A 16,871-nucleotide genomic window follows, 5' to 3' on the forward strand; every position below is an offset into this window, starting at 1 on the left:
CCCCGCACAGTTGATTAGGTCATCTTTGGAGCTTAATAAGCGAACAAAGATACCAATCAACCACTGCGTCATACAGGTATGCCTATTAAACATCGAAGACTGGACAGTTTTTGCCCAGTCTTTTTTCTTTTAGTGGTTGGCAATGCTTTGATTGATTTCTTGAACTTGTTTTTTATAAAAATGATGGGAGACCAACCAGATGATCACGTAAACGAGGGTGAATTCGACAACGAGTGAGAGATAAAATCCGAGTCGTGCTGGAAACCAGCCGGCCAAGGTAGCTAGGGGAATAAACCCAAGTAACATGAGTAGGTAATGGCTCAGAGTAGCCCGTAAGAGGCTCCAGTCTTTTTGAAAGAGGAGACTTCCGAAGCTAAAGAGGACCCCAATCGCACCCCAAACGAGAGCACAATAGAGCATGACCAGTGAGCCGTGAACATGATGCAAGAACATCCAGCGGCCGACTGCAGAGTTGGGACTTAAGGGGAGGTACAACTCAGGTGAGAAGAGATAGGAAAAGAAGATGGATAGGATGAGCCCAATGAAAATCCCTTTTAGGGCGTCAGAAAAAGATTGTTTTAGCATGATAATTTCTCCTTAATGGCTTTCAAGTAACGACGGGAGGAGTAGGTCAGACTCCCGTTTTTAAGATAGATTTGAACGGATCCTCCACTAGTGAAGTGCAGGTGATCGATTTCTTTTGTGTTGATAATTTCAGATTGGGAAATTTTGAGAAAGCAGGTCGGCAAGTCTTCAGATAGCTGATAGAGTGGTCCAGTCAGAATAAATTGATCTGTCATGGTCTCACCAATTACTTGCCTATTTTCAATGTAAAAACGTTGGAATAGCTGGCTTTCGATCAGATAAGCTTCCCCATCCTTTTTGGCACGTAAGCGCCCTCTTTGATCCAATTCTTCCACAAAGTCACGAATTTTCTCTACACGCGCAGACAGTGCAGGTGCTGTGATCATCACCGCTTCTTCTTGGAAGTGGGAATCAATGTGTACTTCAACTTTCATAAGATCGTTTCTCCCTCCTTTGGGTAAAGTCGGTTGGCCTGCTAGCCCGGCTCCTTCTTTACACTACTATTAAACACTTTTTCCAAAGGGAAGACAAGGAAATTTGTCTATGTGGTCGTTTTCTTTGCCTATGCGGTTTTTAAGGAAAAAGATGGGGCCAGCCTCTATTTTTTAAGAAAGGGAGTCTTGTGGATCTGTGGTATAATAGAGCTACATGTATCGGTGAAAAAATAGGTAAAGGAGCAGACATGTCACAGATTATTGAATTGCCAGAAGTCCTAGCCAATCAGATTGCGGCAGGTGAAGTGATTGAACGACCTGCTAGCGTGGTCAAGGAATTGGTTGAAAACTCGATCGATGCTGGAGCTAGCCAGATTGTTGTTGAAATCGAAGAAGCAGGATTGAAGTCGATTCGGATTACAGACAATGGGGAAGGAATTGCGCACGATGAGGTCGCTTTGGCCCTCCGTCGACATGCGACCAGTAAGATCAAGAGTCAAGCAGATCTCTTTCGTATTCGAACACTTGGTTTTCGTGGTGAGGCCATGCCTTCCATTGCTTCTGTCAGTATTCTAACCCTTCTAACGGCGCAAGAAGGAGCTGCCCACGGGACCAAATTGGTCGCAAAGGGTGGCGAAATTGAGGAATTGGAGCCAGCGACAAGCCCTGTCGGGACCAAGATCACAGTGGAAGATCTCTTTTTTAATACCCCTGCTCGTCTCAAGTATTTAAAGAGCCAGCAGGCAGAGTTGTCCCATATCGTGGATATTCTCAACCGCTTGAGTTTGGCTCATCCTGAGATTGCCTTTACCTTGATCAATGATGGAAAAGAAATGAGCAAAACAGCGGGGACGGGCAATCTCCGGCAAGCCATTGCAGGTGTCTATGGCCTCGCGTCTGCTAAGAAGATGGTGGCCATTGAAAATCGCGACCTAGATTTTGAAGTGACGGGCTTTGTGTCTTTGCCTGAATTGACTCGTGCCAATCGCAATTACATCAGTCTCTTTATCAACGGCCGTTACATCAAGAATTTCTTGCTCAATCGAGCTATTTTAGACGGCTACGGCAGTAAACTCATGGTGGGTCGCTTTCCACTTGCGATCATTAATATCCAGATCGATCCTTACTTAGCAGATGTCAATGTTCACCCTACCAAGCAAGAGGTTCGTATCTCCAAAGAACGAGAACTAATGGCCTTGATCTCCCAGGCTATTGCGAATGCTTTGAAAGAGCAGGACTTGATTCCAGATGCTCTAGAAAATCTAGCCAAGTCGACCATTCGTCGAACAGAAAAGCCAGTACAGACGACCCTGCCTTTAAAGGAAAACCGCCTCTATTATGACCGAGAAAGTCAAGATTTCAAGCTTCGACCAGAGGTGGCAGATCCTCAACTGCCTCTGACAGATGAGGTAACTGCTGATTCTACAAGCCAAGAAAACCCAGTAGAAAAACCGACAAGCGCGATCAAGTTTGCGGAAAGAAAGACTGTGGTTTATGATGAACTGGATCACCCAGAGTTGGATCTGGCTAGTCTAGACAAGGCCTATGATAAGTTGGATGGGGAAGAACATTCGACCTTCCCAGAATTGGAATATTTTGGTCAGATGCATGGAACCTATCTCTTTGCCCAAGGAAATGGGGGCCTATATATCATTGACCAGCACGCGGCCCAAGAGCGGGTCAAATACGAAGAATACCGGGAGAGCATCGGGAACGTAGACGGCAGTCAGCAACAACTGCTGGTGCCTTATATCTTTGAATTCCCTACAGACGATCTGATCCGCCTGCAACAGCGCAAACACCTTCTAGAAGAAGTGGGCGTCTACTTAGAAGAGTACGGAGCCAACCAGTTGATCTTGCGGGAGCATCCGATCTGGATGAAGGAAGAAGAGATCGAGTCGGGTATCTACGAAATGTGTGACATGCTCCTTTTGACCAAGGAAGTGTCCATCAAGAAATACCGGGCTGAGTTGGCCATCATGATGTCCTGCAAACGCTCCATCAAGGCCAACCACACACTGGACGATTACTCTGCACGCGACCTGATCTACCAATTGTCCCAATGTGACAACCCCTATAACTGCCCTCACGGTCGTCCGGTTTTGGTTAACTTTACCAAGTCAGATATGGAAAAGATGTTCCGACGCATTCAGGAAAATCACACCAGTCTGCGGGAATTGGGCAAATATTAATCAAACAATAAAGGAATCTTATGTACGAATACATTAAAGGAATCTTAACGAAAATTACCGCCAAATACATCGTGGTGGAGACAGCTGGAATCGGCTATCTCTTGCATGTGGCCAATCCCTATGCCTACTCTGGCAAAATGAACCAAGAGGTGCAAGTCTACCTGCACCAAGTGGTTCGGGAAGACGCTCACCTTCTCTATGGCTTTGCGACCGAAGAAGAGAAAAAGCTCTTTTTAAACTTGATCTCAGTCTCTGGGATTGGACCTGTCTCAGCTCTGGCCATCATTGCTGCAGACGATAATGCAGGCCTTGTCCAAGCCATCGAAAGCAAGAACATCACTTACTTGACCAAGTTTCCGAAGATCGGCAAGAAAACAGCCCAACAGATGGTGCTGGACTTGGAAGGTAAGATCAATCTTGATCTAGAAGATGCACCGGCTCAGACCAAAGCCAAAGTTGCAGAAGAAAACCAAGCCCTTGAAGAAGCTATGGAAGCCATGTTGGCTTTGGGCTACAAGGCAACGGAGCTTAAGAAAATCAAGAAATTCTTTGAAGGAACGACGGATACTGCTGAGAACTATATCAAGTCTGCCCTGAAGATGTTGGTGAAATAGGAGAAGTCTATGCCAAAACGTTGTAGCTGGGTCAAAATGAACAACCCGCTCTATATAGCCTACCATGATGAGGAGTGGGGACAGCCCCTCCACGATGACCAGGCGCTCTTTGAGTTGCTTTGCTTAGAGTCCTATCAGGCGGGACTTTCTTGGGAGACGGTGCTCAATAAACGGCAGGCTTTCCGAGAATCTTTTCATGGTTACCACCTTCAACGCGTCGCAGAGATGACCGACTCTGAACTGGAAACTTTGTTAGACAATCCAGCCATCATCCGCAATCGTGCAAAGATTTTTGCGACACGGGCCAATGCACAAGCCTTTCTACAAGTCCAGGAGGAATTTGGATCGTTTGATGCTTATCTTTGGTCTTTTGTCGATGGGAAAACCATCGTCAATGATGTTCCAGATTACCGACAGGCTCCAGCGAAGACAGCTCTTTCTGAGAAGCTAGCCAAGGACCTCAAAAAGCGTGGTTTTAAGTTTACAGGTCCCGTTGCGGTCCTGTCCTACCTACAAGCAGCAGGCCTGGTCAATGATCACGAGAATGATTGTGATTGGAAAAACGGTGATTAGTGAATATAGGTAACTAGAGTATCTGAGAATATAGAAAAAAGCTGAGAAATTCTTCTCAGCTTTCTTTGTTATAGTCAAAGCGAATGACTTGCTCCGTTGCATCTACATGGGCGTGGACTCCGAAGGGGACAATTGCTCTTGGAGTTGCATGACCAACATTCAGATTATAGACAATCGGGATATTGCTATCAATGATATCCAATAGTGCTTCTTTATAGTCGTCATAGAAAGTTTGATCCATAGGTTTTCCGACTAATAGTCCACTGATGACCTCGAATATACCCGTGTCCTTTAAAGTCCGCAACATCTTTTTGAAGTCTTCAGGATTAGGCTTTTCTTGGCTGGTTTCTAGCAAGAGGATCTTTCCTTCCCAGTCTGACAAGTCAGGGAAAAGTTTGTATTTTTGGCAGAGGTCCGTGCTGTCTGCGTGTAGAGAGTTGTCAAAAATATCATAGAGAGACTCGAGACAACCACCGAGGATTTCCCCTTCGAATTGAGCATTGCCTTGTAATAAGTCAAAACCTGTATTTGCATGGCTGACACGAGGTGTTCCCAGAGCCTTGGGACTAAAATCAGTCCGTTCCTCGTACCAAACGTTACTAGGGCGAATTTCTGAGATTTTTCCAGTCTCAATCAATTCTTTAAAGTAGTGGCGGCTATATGGCAGCATTTCTTTGTCTAACTCACAAATGTCTGCAAAGAAGGATTGCCCATAAAAAGTCTTGATTCCTAGTTTATGCAACATGAGATGGTTCATGGTCGTATCCGAGAAGCCAAGAAAAATCTTTTGTTTGATAACCTTTTGTAGTTGGTCATTTTCAAAGAGGTAGGGTAGCAAGCGATAGGTATCGTTTCCACCGATGGCGCATAATATCATGTCGATACTATCATCAGAAAAGGCCTGAATCAAATCCTCCGCACGAGCTTCGGGATGTTCTTTGATAAAGTCTAAGCCTTTTAGTGAATGAGGTAAAAAGATAGGATTGAGTCCGAGGTCTTTGAGTCGTTGGACCCCCAAGTCCACTTCGTGCTTGACAAAGTCCTCTCCGATAATCCCACTAGATAAACTTACGATACCAATAGTAGAAACCATATCTCATCCTCCTAGAAATAAATTGATGCTATTGTATCACAAAAGATGAGGGGGAACAACAAGAATTAGAGTCAGAAGAAGGCTTTTAGATCAAGAAAGTAGTAAAAAAGAGAGTGGGACAGAAATCGGTAATTCGTTAGAATTCGATTTCATCGTCCCACATCCGCACAGTTGAGTAGGGCTGTAAAAGCTGATGAAATCAGCGTATTAGAGCCCACTCAACCACTGCATCTTGCTCGACATCCAAAAACAATTGAGAGGCTAGGACTTTTGTCCCAGCCTCTTCAGAATATAGATAAGCTCTATCAACAACAGAAAATAGCCCTTTAGAAGTTGATTGCCACATAGTTAAAACTCTTAGGGATGCTGATGTAATAGTATTTCTAAGAGTTTTTTACTTTATACTCTAAAAGAAAAAGATTGAAGAAAGTTGTCCAAAATGTACTTTATCTTCAATCTGTTTTTTAAATAATTTAGGAAATTGTGTTAAAATGAAATGAAAATTACGAATAGTATAAGTAGGAGGCACCATGAAGGCGGAAATTATTGCAGTTGGAACAGAAATTCTAACAGGACAAATTGTCAACACCAATGCTCAATTCTTGTCTGAAAAATTGGCTAGTTTAGGGATTGACGTCTATTATCATGTGGCGGTAGGAGACAATGAAGGTCGTCTCTTATCGACCATTGAGACAGCTTCAAAACGCAGTGATTTGGTGATTTTATGTGGTGGACTTGGGCCAACAGAGGATGATTTGACCAAGCAAACCCTTGCTAAGTTTTTAGGGAAAGAACTGGTTTTTGATCCAACAGCGCTTGCCAAACTCGACACCTTCTTTGCCAGTCGCCCTGATTATGTCCGGACGCCCAATAATGAGCGACAAGCACAATTGATTGCCGGTTCAATCCCCCTTCAAAACCGTACAGGTCTCGCGGTTGGAGGTTTGATTGAAGTCGACGGTGTGACCTATGTCGTTCTACCTGGTCCACCAAGTGAGTTAAAACCCATGGTCAATGAACAATTGGTGCCTCATTTGACAACAGGGGAAGAGCTCTTTTCTAGAGTCTTGCGCTTCTTTGGGATTGGGGAAAGCCAGCTGGTTACGATCCTAGCCGATATCATTGAAGAGCAGAGTGATCCGACGGTTGCCCCTTATGCCAAGACGGGAGAAGTAACCTTGCGTCTGTCTACAAAGGCGAAGGATCAAGCCTCAGCGGATGCTAAGCTCGATATCTTAGAAAAGGAAATCTTATCACGCCATACCCTGGACCATCAACCCTTGCATGAACTGTTTTACGGTTATGGGGATGACACTTCGATGGCCAAGGTGGCCTTTGATCTCTTGAAACGGACTGGTAAGACCATTACAGCTGCAGAAAGCCTGACGGCTGGCCTTTTCCAAGCGACTCTGGCAGATTTTTCAGGGGCGTCCAGCATCTTTGCAGGTGGTTTTGTCACCTATAGTCTGGAAGAAAAAAGCAAGATGTTGTCTATTCCAGCTCAAGAGTTAGAGCAACATGGAGTGGTGTCTCACTTTACAGCTCAAGCCATGGCTTCACAGGCCCGTAAGTTAACAGGATCCGATTATGGCATTAGCCTAACCGGAGTTGCGGGGCCAGATAGTCTAGAAGGGCATCCAGCAGGGACCGTCTTTATCGGACTTGCGACTCCACATGGAGTGGATAGTGTCCAAGTCAATATCGCTGGACGTAGCCGGGCGGATGTCCGCGAAATTGCAGTCCTTCATGCCTTTAATTTGGTGCGCTTGGCTGTATTAAATGGTGAAAATTTGGTATAATGAAGCTTGTGCCAAATGAAGAATAATTCTAAAAATGGATAGGAAATGTGCCTTTCAAATGACGGAAAACGTCGGTGAGTTGCATGCATTTCCTGTATAGTAAAAACATAGGAGAAAAGAATGGCGAAAAAACAGAAAAAATTAGATGATATCTCTAAGAAATTTGGAGATGAGCGTGAAAAAGCGCTCAATGATGCCCTGAAATTGATCGAAAAAGACTTTGGTAAGGGATCGATCATGCGTCTGGGCGAACGTGCAGAACAAAAAGTACAAGTCATGAGCTCTGGTTCCTTGGCGCTTGATATTGCCTTGGGTGCTGGTGGTTATCCAAAAGGTCGGATCATCGAAATCTATGGTCCAGAATCATCTGGTAAAACAACCGTTGCCCTCCATGCAGTAGCGCAAGCACAGAAAGAAGGAGGCATTGCTGCCTTTATCGATGCTGAGCATGCCTTGGATCCATCTTATGCAGCAGCTCTTGGGGTCAATATCGACGAACTTCTCTTGTCTCAACCAGACTCAGGGGAACAAGGACTTGAAATTGCTGGTAAATTGATCGACTCTGGTGCGGTAGATTTGGTGGTTGTCGACTCTGTTGCGGCCTTGGTACCACGTGCGGAAATCGATGGAGATATCGGAGATAGCCACGTTGGTTTACAAGCTCGGATGATGAGCCAAGCGATGCGTAAGCTTGGAGCTTCGATCAATAAGACGAAGACCATTGCTATCTTTATCAACCAATTGCGTGAAAAAGTTGGGGTCATGTTTGGGAACCCTGAAACCACACCTGGTGGTCGTGCCCTGAAATTCTACGCTTCAGTCCGTCTAGATGTCCGTGGAAATACTCAAATCAAGGGTACTGGAGACCAAAAAGATACCAACGTTGGTAAGGAAACCAAGATCAAGGTTGTGAAGAACAAGGTAGCTCCACCGTTCAAAGAAGCCATGGTCGAAATCATGTACGGGGAAGGAATTTCACGTACAGGTGAATTGGTGAAGATTGCAACAGATTTGGATATCATCCAAAAAGCGGGTGCGTGGTACTCCTATAATGGCGAAAAAATTGGTCAAGGATCTGAAAATGCTAAGAAATTCTTGGCTGACCACCCAGAAATTTTTGACGAAATTGACCACAAGGTTCGGGTTCATTTTGGTTTGATCGAAGAAGACGAAGCAGTGAAAACCCTTGATAAAACTGAAGAAGCAGCTCCTGTCGTAGAAGAAGTAACTCTAGATTTAGATGACGCGATTGAAATTGAAGATTAATTTTTTTCAAAATAGGTCGCTAGACTGATGGTTTTTGTGTTATAATTTAATACGATAGTATTATCGTGTAGCGAAAGGAGTGCATGCATGATTAAAATTTATACAGTGTCAAGTTGCACCAGCTGTAAAAAAGCAAAGACTTGGCTCAACGCTCACCAGCTAACTTATAAAGAACAAAACCTCGGTAAGGAAGGGATCACCAAAGAAGAATTGTTGGATATCCTTACAAAGACTGAAAATGGAGTGGCAAGTATTGTCTCTTCAAAAAATCGATACGCTAAAAATCTAGGAGTGGACATCGAAGACTTGAGTGTCAATGAAGTCATTGACATCATCATGGAAACACCTCGTATTCTTAAAAGTCCGATCTTGGTAGATGACAAACGTCTCCAAGTGGGCTACAAAGAAGACGATATTCGTGCCTTCTTGCCACGATCAGTTCGAAATGTAGAAAATGCAGAAGCGCGGATGCGTGCAGCTCTTTAAAGCGATTGAAAATCAGAAACAATTTGTTTCTGATTTTTTTCTTTTTAAAAATCGGAATGAAAAGCAGTTTACTGCGCCATTTTACGAAATCTATGATACAATATTTTAGAAAACAATAACTAGTAAGGAATGGAAAATGAAAAGGAAAATCTTCTTATTGGGTGCACTTGCCTTGTGTTTGACTGGATGCGGTCAAAAAAAACAAGCGAAAACGCCAAATTCAAGTGAACAAAAGGCAATCCAAGCAAAAGCAGAGCAACTGCAAAAGGATAATAAGAGTATCCTGCAAAAAGCTGAAGAAAATAAAGTCATCACTAGAACCTTTGTCTTTCCAAAAGATGACAAGGGGACACAACAGACGCAAATCGTCACCTATGTGGGGAATACCTTTAAAAAGTTGGAGACCATCAATGTGACGGCAACCGATGAGGAGTTGAAAAAAGGGATCCAACAGGTTGGAGTCGAGGAAGCACAAAAGCAATTGAGAGAATCCTTTAACAAGGACGATGCATTTAAGGAAGCTTTGACAGTGCCAGGTTTCACAGCTGATTTGACCTTGGAAAATGAGAATGAATACAAGGTAACCATCACCTATGATTTTGAAGCAATGGATGTGAAGAAGGCTGAAGGCATGACCTACTTCAAAAACAATCACTTACCAGAGTTGTTGAAGCTGACACCGAGTCAATTTGCGGATAATCTTATCAATGCTGGAGCGAGTGAGCAAAAATAAAAAAACAGTTTAGCTAAAATAGCTCAAAAATGCTTGAAAAAGCCGTAAAATCAAGGGCTTGGCCGTTGTGGAAAACTCTTGATTATGGTATAATAGTAATATTCTAAGGAAAGAGGGTGTTCTTGTGGGATTTACAGATGAAACAGTACGTTTTAATCTTGATGATTCAAATCGTAAGGAAATTAGCGAGACCTTGAAAGATGTTTACTTGTCACTGGATGAAAAAGGCTACAATCCAATTAATCAAATCGTAGGATACGTACTCAGTGGTGATCCTGCCTATGTACCTCGTTATAATAATGCACGGAACCAAATTCGTAAATATGAACGTGACGAGATCGTGGAAGAATTGGTACGTTATTATTTGAAAGGGCAAGGAATAGACCTCTAATGAGAATTATGGGATTGGATGTCGGTTCAAAGACCGTCGGGGTTGCTGTGAGTGATCCTCTCGGTTTTACAGCTCAGGGTCTTGAAATCATTCAAATTGATGAGGACAAAAAAGAATTTGGCTTAGAACGATTAGCTGAATTAGTAGCTCAATACAAGGTAGACCGTTTTGTTGTGGGTTTGCCGAAAAACATGAACAACACAAGCGGACCGCGTGTGGAAGCCAGTCAGGCTTATGGCGCAATGATTGCTGAAAAGTTTGGGTTGCCAGTCGACTACCAAGACGAACGGTTGACAACAGTTGCCGCAGAGCGGATGTTGATTGAGCAAGCAGACGTTAGCCGTAGCAAACGCAAAAAAGTTATTGATAAGTTAGCGGCGCAGCTCATTTTACAAAATTATTTAGATCGTAATTTTTAGAAAGAAAACGAGGAAGAATAGTATGGCACATGATCATAACCACGACCATGAAGAACGTGAATTAATCACATTGGTGGATGAACAAGGAAATGAAACCTTGTTTGAAATTCTTTTGACCATCGATGGCAAAGAAGAGTTTGGAAAGAACTATGTCCTTTTGATCCCTGCAAATGCAGAAGAAGATGAAAATGGCGAAGTTGAAATTCAAGCTTATTCATTTACAGAAAACGAAGACGGAACAGAGGGCGACCTTCAACCAATCCCAGAAGACTCAGATGCAGAATGGGATATGATCGAAGAAGTCTTCAACAGCTTTATGGAGGAGTAAAAATGTTCAGTGAACATTTTTACCCTTGCGCTAAAAATAAAGACCGCAAGTAAGTCCGGGGGACGTTTTTAGCCCAACTCCTAGAAACTAGAAAGAGTTGGTAAGTCCGGGGGACATTTTTACCCTTGCGCTAGAAATGAAGACCGCAAGTAAGTCCAGTGGACGTTTTTAGCTCTGCTTCAAGAAACAAGAAAAAGCAGGAAGTCCGATGGACCTGCTGTAAAATGAGAACGAAACAATTACAAAAGAAAGGAGCGCAAACGTCAGAAGAGGTTTTGTCGCTTTTTTCTTTTAGGAGGAAGATGTGAATAAGATTGAGCAATGGATGAATAGTCGGATCGGTCTAAATTTTCGATCGGGACTGGATCGTATGGAGCAGGCAGTGAGCCTTTTAGGGAGGCCGGATAAGGCTTATCCGATCCTTCATGTGACAGGAACCAATGGGAAGGGATCCACAATCGCCTTTTTGCGTCAATTATTGATGGCTCACGGAAAGAAGGTTGGAACCTTTACTTCTCCTCATATGATCAGTATCCATGATCGGATTTGTATTGGGGATCAGCCGATTTCAGATGAAGATTTTACTCGGATTGGCCAAGAAGTCCAACAAATGGAGCAGACCTTGCTTCAAACCCAGGACCAACTCTCTTATTTTGAGATTATCTGCCTCATGGCCCTCTTGTATTTTAAGGAACAAGCTGTGGATGTGGTCTTGCTGGAAGTTGGTATCGGAGGGCTACTAGATACCACCAATGTAGTGACAGGAGAGATCGCAGTGATCACTTCGGTTGGCCTGGATCACCAGGAAACACTGGGAGGGACGATTGCAGAAATCGCCCAGCAAAAGGCAGGAATCTTTAAGAAGGGCAAGAAGGCTGTTGTGGGCCCTTTGCCTGCTGAGGCTACAGCTGTTTGTCAAGACAGAGCCGAGCAATTGGATGTGGATCTCTACGCCTTCCAGAACGATTTTGGCTTAGAGCAGGATCGTTTTTGGAATGAAAACGTGGAACTTGTCTTGCCGTCTCTGGGTTTGAAGGGTGATTACCAACGGGAAAATGCTGCAGTAGCTTTGGAGGCCTTTTTCCTCTATATGGAGGGCCTAGATGAAGAAGTGGATATGGAGCAGGTCAAACACGCCTTGCAAGAGACAAGGTGGCCGGGCCGTCTAGAGTTATTTGGCGACCAGGTGTATCTGGATGGCGCTCATAATCCTCATGCTATGTTGCGCTTGATCGAGTTTGCCAATAGCTTAGCAGGAAAGCGCGTGAAGATTTTATTTGGAGCCCTCAAGCGAAAAGATTATAGCGGGATGCTCCAAACGCTTCAAGCGGGATTGCCAGAAGCTGAATTGATTTTGACGACCTTCCATTACGGAGAAGTGGTGGCGCAGGGTGATCGACAAGACCTGCCTTATGTGGCTGACTACAAGGCCTATATCAAAGAGTTTATGGATCAGAGCCATCCAGATGAGGTTTTATTTGTGACAGGTTCCTTGTATTTTATTGCAGAAGTAAGGGCATTTTTATTAGAGGGGTAAACAATTGACCTAAAGACTTTCTTGGCGTATACTGGTGGTAGATAGTATACGGTTATGGCGAAAGGAGTCGATCTTAATGAAAAAAAATCATGTCTATACTGACCTTGGCGGTAGCTCTTTTCCTGACTGCTTGTAGCCAGCAAGAAAAAGCAACACAGACTTCGAGCAAACAGACGTCAACTTCATCACAGACTATGACTTCGGCGAGTGAAGAACAGAAAGAAGGAGTGTCCATAGATGGCAGTTATCGAGGACAGGACGAGGAAAATACGATTCTCTTAGTTGTGACGGGGCGAAAAGGCACGTTTACGGTACAAGATGCTGATGGAGAAGAAGAGACCAAAGAGGTCAGTATTGATCCGGTCAATCAATCCATGCGTATCGGGGATGAACCCTATCGCTATCGGATCGAAGGGAATCAGTTGTCGCTAGAAGATCTGGAGCAAGCAGAGGATGATCAAGGGATTATCGTTTTAACCAAGCAATAAGGGACGAAACAAGAGAGAGTGGGACAGAAATCGGTAATTCGTTAGAATTCGATTTCATCGTCCCACATCCGCACAGTTGAGTAGGGCTGTAAAAGCTGATGAAATCAGCGTATTAGAGCCCACTCAACCACTGCATCTTGCTCGACATCCAAAAACAATTGAGAGGCTAGGACTTTTGTCCCACTCTCTTTTTGTTTGTCTAGAAGGGGTTTGGTTGGTCGTTGCAACGGGTAAAAAGAATTGGTATACTAGTAGAAAGAAAAAAGGAGGATGCTGTGACCTTTCGAAAATTACGTCTATTAATGTCCAAATATGGATTTAGTATTTTGTTTATGGGCTTTGAACTATGGGCATCCTTTGCGGCCTTCTTCTGGCTTAATAGATGGTTCCCTCATTGGCTATCTGTTGCAGTCATTGGGCTCTTATATGTGTCGACAATCTTAGCTATTGTTAATCGAAATACCCCGCCTGAAAATAAGGTGACCTGGCTCTTGATTGCCGTCATTCCTGTCTTTGGATCGCTTTTATACCTCATGTTTGGAGAGCGACGTTTGTCCAAAAAGGAAATGATCCAGCTGAAAAATATGGAGTCCATGAAGTTTCGAGAGGACAATAGTCATCAGTTGCGTAAGGAGCTCAAGCAAGAAAGCAAGGCGGTTTATGGCTTGGTCAAGTCGATTTTATCCATGGATCACAATGCGGATCTCTACAATGGGACGGCATCAACCTTTTACCCTCTAGGGGAGGAGATGTATGAGCAACTACTAGAGGATCTGAGAGCGGCGAAAAAATTTATCTTCATCGAGTTTTACATCATTGATGAGGGCTTGATGTGGAACAGTATCCTAGAGATTTTAGAGCAGAAAGTGAAAGAGGGGGTCGAAGTCAAACTCCTTTATGACGATATCGGCTGTATGGCGACTTTGGCTGGGAACTATACCAAACGCTTGAGAAAGATGGGGATTGATGCCCATAAGTTTAACAAGGTGATCCCCCGTCTAACAGTGGCTTATAACAACCGAGATCACCGCAAGATTCTGGTCATTGATGGGCAGATCGGCTATACGGGTGGTGTCAATTTGGCAGACGAGTACATCAACCACATTGAGCGGTTTGGTCACTGGAAGGACAGTGCCATCCGCTTGGATGGACGAGCTGTTAAGGCCTTAACGCGACTCTTCCTCATGAACTGGTACATCAACCGTGGGGAAATCGAGGATTTTGACCGCTACCATATTGAAAATAAGGCGGTCGAAGGAGAAGGGCTCTACATTCCCTATGGGAGTGGACCAAAGCCGATTTACAAGTCGCAGGTCGGAAAGACGGTTTATCAAAATATGATCAACCAAGCGACGGATTACGTCTATATCACGACTCCTTACTTGATCATCGATTATGATTTGACAGAAGATATCCGCAATGCGGCCCTTCGTGGGGTGGATGTTCGCATCGTGACCCCGCATATTCCGGATAAAAAATTAATCCAAATTGTTACGCGTGGGGCTTACTTGGATCTGATGGATGCTGGTGTGAAAATCTATGAGTACACGCCTGGTTTTGTCCACAGTAAGCAAGTTCTTGCCGATGATGAAATGGCGGTTGTAGGGTCGATTAACTTTGATTACCGCAGTTTGGTCCATCACTATGAAAATGCTGTCTGGATGTATCGGACGCCTGCCTTGAAAAAGATTCGTGAGGACTTTGACCATATCTTTGAAGTGTCTCAAGAAATTACAGAGGATACCTTCCGCTTTACATGGCACCAAAGCTTAATCAAGGAAATTATGCAATTGTTCGCACCGATGTTGTAAATGTATAAAAACGAAAATCAGAGTCAGGAATCGAGATGCCTGACTCTTTTTCCATAGGACTATGTGGCAAGAGGCTGACATGGTCGGCAGAATTTGGTATACTAGAGAAGATAATGGGCTTTTTTCTAAAAGGAAAGAGCAGAGGAATAGCGAAGAAAAGGAAAAAGAATGAGCGAAAAAGAGCAAGAAATGACTTCGAAAAAGTTAGGGCTTCACGTGGGAGACAGTTTTCAGGATACACGTGAAATTCGCGAAGTGCTAGATAAATCAGTCTTTCGTGAAGAAGAGCCGACTCATAGCCAGCAGGCAGAAGTCTTGGAGGAGCCGGTTGCAATGGAGGCATCAGAGGAAATTAGTGATGCCAAGCCAGAAGCAATAGCAGAACCTACACAAGAATTGGAACAGGAAGCGGAGCAACCGCTCAGTCGGATGAGTCGCCGTTCTCGTAAATCGGGAGTTGAAGCGACAAAAGCGGAAGCATCGAAGGTAGAAGAGAATACGGAAGAGCTAGAAGCAGATGTGGCAGTTGAGCCGATCCGTCGTCAAGCTAAGCGTCCAGTCCCCCTAGCGATTCCTTTTGTGTTGAGTCTCTTGATTAGTTTGCTGCATGTCGGGGTGCCATTTTTAACCCGTTTTGCCACCAATCAACAATCGCAAAACTTGTATGCTGGCTGGGCAATGACCAAGGGGCAAGTACCGTTTGGTGATTTTTACGGAACCAATGGTCTGCTCTATTATGCAATCAACTGGTTGGGAAGTTTAGCTGGTGGACATTGGATCTTGATGATCCTCCAAGCGATTGCCCTCTTCTTTGCGGGTACCTATCTCTATCGGGTTGTGCGCTTGCTGGTGTCTGATAAAGATACAGCGAAGAATGTCCAGTTACTCTTTTATTTCTTGGTGCTAGGCCTTGGTTTTGGAGGAACTTATGTGACTCTCTTTAGTCTTCCAATCCTATTTGCCAGCATGAATTTCATTTTGGCTTATTTGATTGGGCATCGTAAGGATGAAGGCTTTATCCTTTATGGTGCGATTGCAGCTGTGGCTTTCTTGATTGATCCGATGACCAGTGCCTTGTTTTATTTGTTGGCCTTCCTTGGATTAACAGCCTTTAACATCAAGCAGAAGAGATGGGCGCGTGGCTTTTATCAACTGCTAGCAGCTCTCCTTGGTTTTTCACTCGTCTTTTATCCAATTGGCTATATCACCGTTTTGAATCAGACTTTTGGCTATGCCATTAACCAAGTAACCTATGTCTTTAATGCCTTGAATTTTAGCAATGGACAGACCTTCAGTAATGCCATTTATTATGGACTGTTGGCGCTGGCCTTTGGCCTAGTCTCTGCCTTTTTGATGTCTTTTACGAAGCAAAATAGCAGTGCTCGCCGGATCTTCCGCTTTATGGGATGGGCAGGTAGCTTGGTGGTCCTCATTGTGTCGATTGGTCTTCCTGAACAAGGCGCTTACCAATTGTTACCGATGTTGCCATTTGTTCTTCCTTTGTTTGCGATCTGGTTCTCACGAGATGGGGAAGAAAACGATGGGATCGAACGTCGTGGTCGGAAGAAGAAAAACAAGGAAGTTTGGGCCGCTTACTTTACGAGCCAAGTTTTCTTACCGCTAGTAGCCCTCGTCTATCTCTTGGCGAATCCAGTGGTTCAAGATGTCGTGCTTCAGTCTGGTCAATCGAGTGAACGGAGCGCTATTGCCAGCTACATTAAACATCACACCAAGTCGAAAGATACCATCTATGCTTGGGATACGACAGCTACTCTCTATCAAGAAAGCGATCGTTTGGCAGCTTCTGCCTTATTGACCCCAACGTCTTATCTGGGAATTAATGAAAATCGGACCAATGTGATCCAACAAATCGATCGGTCTGAACCCAAGTATATTGTGGTCAACAATCAGGTAGAATTGACCTCCAAAATGAAGGACTTGCTCAAAGAAAATTATCGTCTCGTTGAGAAGAAATACCGTCATTTCAAACTCTATCAACGCTCTTAAGAAAATCAATATCTTGTGCTTTAGAAAGTTTTTTATAAAATTTTCCACAAGATATTGATTTTTATTTTTGGAGTGGTATAATACAACTTGTATGTAAATAAATGAAGAGAGGCAT

18 protein-coding genes are annotated in these 16,871 nt (G+C 43.9%); 14 read left to right on the forward strand and 4 right to left on the reverse strand.

Annotated features, from left to right (window positions below; all coding sequences use genetic code 11):
- Positions 1 to 129: 129 nt before the first annotated feature.
- Positions 130 to 585 carry a DUF3021 domain-containing protein gene (locus HMPREF3002_RS01825; RefSeq protein ID WP_049515230.1) on the reverse strand — a complete coding sequence of 152 codons (456 nt, stop codon included), beginning with the start codon at positions 583 to 585 and terminating at the stop codon, positions 130 to 132.
- On the reverse strand, positions 579 to 1,019 hold the full coding sequence (locus HMPREF3002_RS01830; RefSeq protein ID WP_023919904.1) for a LytTR family DNA-binding domain-containing protein: 441 nt from the start codon (positions 1,017 to 1,019) through the stop codon (positions 579 to 581). Before HMPREF3002_RS01830 ends, HMPREF3002_RS01825 begins: the two co-directional genes overlap by 7 nt.
- Positions 1,020 to 1,267: 248 nt before the next feature.
- Between HMPREF3002_RS01830 and mutL the strand changes: the two genes are divergently transcribed.
- Genes mutL through HMPREF3002_RS01845 form a run of 3 tightly spaced genes read left to right on the forward strand, consistent with a single transcriptional unit; the run spans position 1,268 to position 4,398 of the window.
- Complete coding sequence (gene mutL, locus HMPREF3002_RS01835; RefSeq protein ID WP_070664996.1) at positions 1,268 to 3,211, forward strand: DNA mismatch repair endonuclease MutL; 1,944 nt, start codon at positions 1,268 to 1,270, stop codon at positions 3,209 to 3,211.
- 20 nt (positions 3,212 to 3,231) lie between these two features.
- Positions 3,232 to 3,825 carry a Holliday junction branch migration protein RuvA gene (gene ruvA / locus HMPREF3002_RS01840; protein WP_070664998.1) on the forward strand — a complete coding sequence of 198 codons (594 nt, stop codon included), beginning with the start codon at positions 3,232 to 3,234 and terminating at the stop codon, positions 3,823 to 3,825.
- 9 nt (positions 3,826 to 3,834) lie between these two features.
- Positions 3,835 to 4,398 (forward strand): DNA-3-methyladenine glycosylase I, encoded by a 564-nt coding sequence (locus HMPREF3002_RS01845; protein WP_070665000.1) that lies wholly within the window; start codon positions 3,835 to 3,837, stop codon positions 4,396 to 4,398.
- A gap of 55 nt (positions 4,399 to 4,453) precedes the next feature.
- Here HMPREF3002_RS01845 and HMPREF3002_RS01850 read toward each other — a convergent pair whose 3' ends face one another.
- Together HMPREF3002_RS01850 and HMPREF3002_RS11150 are read right to left on the reverse strand one after the other, a co-directional pair.
- On the reverse strand, positions 4,454 to 5,491 hold the full coding sequence (locus HMPREF3002_RS01850; protein WP_061590655.1) for a S66 family peptidase: 1,038 nt from the start codon (positions 5,489 to 5,491) through the stop codon (positions 4,454 to 4,456).
- 199 nt (positions 5,492 to 5,690) lie between these two features.
- Positions 5,691 to 5,837: a hypothetical protein gene (locus HMPREF3002_RS11150; RefSeq protein ID WP_176745550.1), complete on the reverse strand. Its 147-nt coding sequence runs from the start codon at positions 5,835 to 5,837 to the stop codon at positions 5,691 to 5,693.
- 184 nt (positions 5,838 to 6,021) lie between these two features.
- Between HMPREF3002_RS11150 and HMPREF3002_RS01855 the strand changes: the two genes are divergently transcribed.
- From HMPREF3002_RS01855 to HMPREF3002_RS01905, 11 genes are all read left to right on the forward strand, one after another.
- On the forward strand, positions 6,022 to 7,290 hold the full coding sequence (locus HMPREF3002_RS01855; RefSeq protein ID WP_070665002.1) for a competence/damage-inducible protein A: 1,269 nt from the start codon (positions 6,022 to 6,024) through the stop codon (positions 7,288 to 7,290).
- 120 nt (positions 7,291 to 7,410) lie between these two features.
- Positions 7,411 to 8,556: a recombinase RecA gene (gene recA, locus HMPREF3002_RS01860; protein ID WP_003002082.1), complete on the forward strand. Its 1,146-nt coding sequence runs from the start codon at positions 7,411 to 7,413 to the stop codon at positions 8,554 to 8,556.
- 87 nt (positions 8,557 to 8,643) lie between these two features.
- The gene (gene spx / locus HMPREF3002_RS01865; protein ID WP_003009108.1) at positions 8,644 to 9,042 is read left to right on the forward strand and encodes a transcriptional regulator Spx; all 399 of its coding nucleotides are present in this window, start codon (positions 8,644 to 8,646) and stop codon (positions 9,040 to 9,042) included.
- Positions 9,043 to 9,178: 136 nt separating this feature from the next.
- Positions 9,179 to 9,775, forward strand: a complete 597-nt coding sequence (locus HMPREF3002_RS01870; protein WP_031576799.1) for an SP0191 family lipoprotein — start codon at positions 9,179 to 9,181, stop codon at positions 9,773 to 9,775.
- Between the two features lie 124 nt (positions 9,776 to 9,899).
- On the forward strand, positions 9,900 to 10,166 hold the full coding sequence (locus HMPREF3002_RS01875; RefSeq protein ID WP_003002070.1) for an IreB family regulatory phosphoprotein: 267 nt from the start codon (positions 9,900 to 9,902) through the stop codon (positions 10,164 to 10,166).
- Positions 10,166 to 10,585 carry a Holliday junction resolvase RuvX gene (gene ruvX / locus HMPREF3002_RS01880; protein WP_049472111.1) on the forward strand — a complete coding sequence of 140 codons (420 nt, stop codon included), beginning with the start codon at positions 10,166 to 10,168 and terminating at the stop codon, positions 10,583 to 10,585. The genes HMPREF3002_RS01875 and ruvX overlap by 1 nt, the downstream gene beginning before the upstream one ends.
- A 22-nt stretch (positions 10,586 to 10,607) precedes the next feature.
- Positions 10,608 to 10,913, forward strand: a complete 306-nt coding sequence (locus tag HMPREF3002_RS01885; protein WP_003001941.1) for a DUF1292 domain-containing protein — start codon at positions 10,608 to 10,610, stop codon at positions 10,911 to 10,913.
- 304 nt (positions 10,914 to 11,217) lie between these two features.
- Entirely contained in the window at positions 11,218 to 12,450 is a 1,233-nt protein-coding gene (locus tag HMPREF3002_RS01890; RefSeq protein ID WP_070665004.1) for a bifunctional folylpolyglutamate synthase/dihydrofolate synthase, read from the forward strand.
- Between the two features lie 89 nt (positions 12,451 to 12,539).
- Positions 12,540 to 12,938 carry an SP_0198 family lipoprotein gene (locus tag HMPREF3002_RS01895; RefSeq protein WP_070665006.1) on the forward strand — a complete coding sequence of 133 codons (399 nt, stop codon included), beginning with the start codon at positions 12,540 to 12,542 and terminating at the stop codon, positions 12,936 to 12,938.
- A 275-nt stretch (positions 12,939 to 13,213) separates the two neighbouring features.
- Positions 13,214 to 14,749 (forward strand): cardiolipin synthase, encoded by a 1,536-nt coding sequence (gene cls, locus HMPREF3002_RS01900; RefSeq protein ID WP_023919883.1) that lies wholly within the window; start codon positions 13,214 to 13,216, stop codon positions 14,747 to 14,749.
- A gap of 168 nt (positions 14,750 to 14,917) precedes the next feature.
- Complete coding sequence (locus tag HMPREF3002_RS01905; protein WP_070665008.1) at positions 14,918 to 16,756, forward strand: MFS transporter; 1,839 nt, start codon at positions 14,918 to 14,920, stop codon at positions 16,754 to 16,756.
- The last annotated feature ends 115 nt before the right edge of the window (positions 16,757 to 16,871 follow it).

This window comes from Streptococcus sp. HMSC065E03 (assembly GCF_001815045.1).
GTDB lineage: Bacteria > Bacillota > Bacilli > Lactobacillales > Streptococcaceae > Streptococcus > Streptococcus parasanguinis_AD.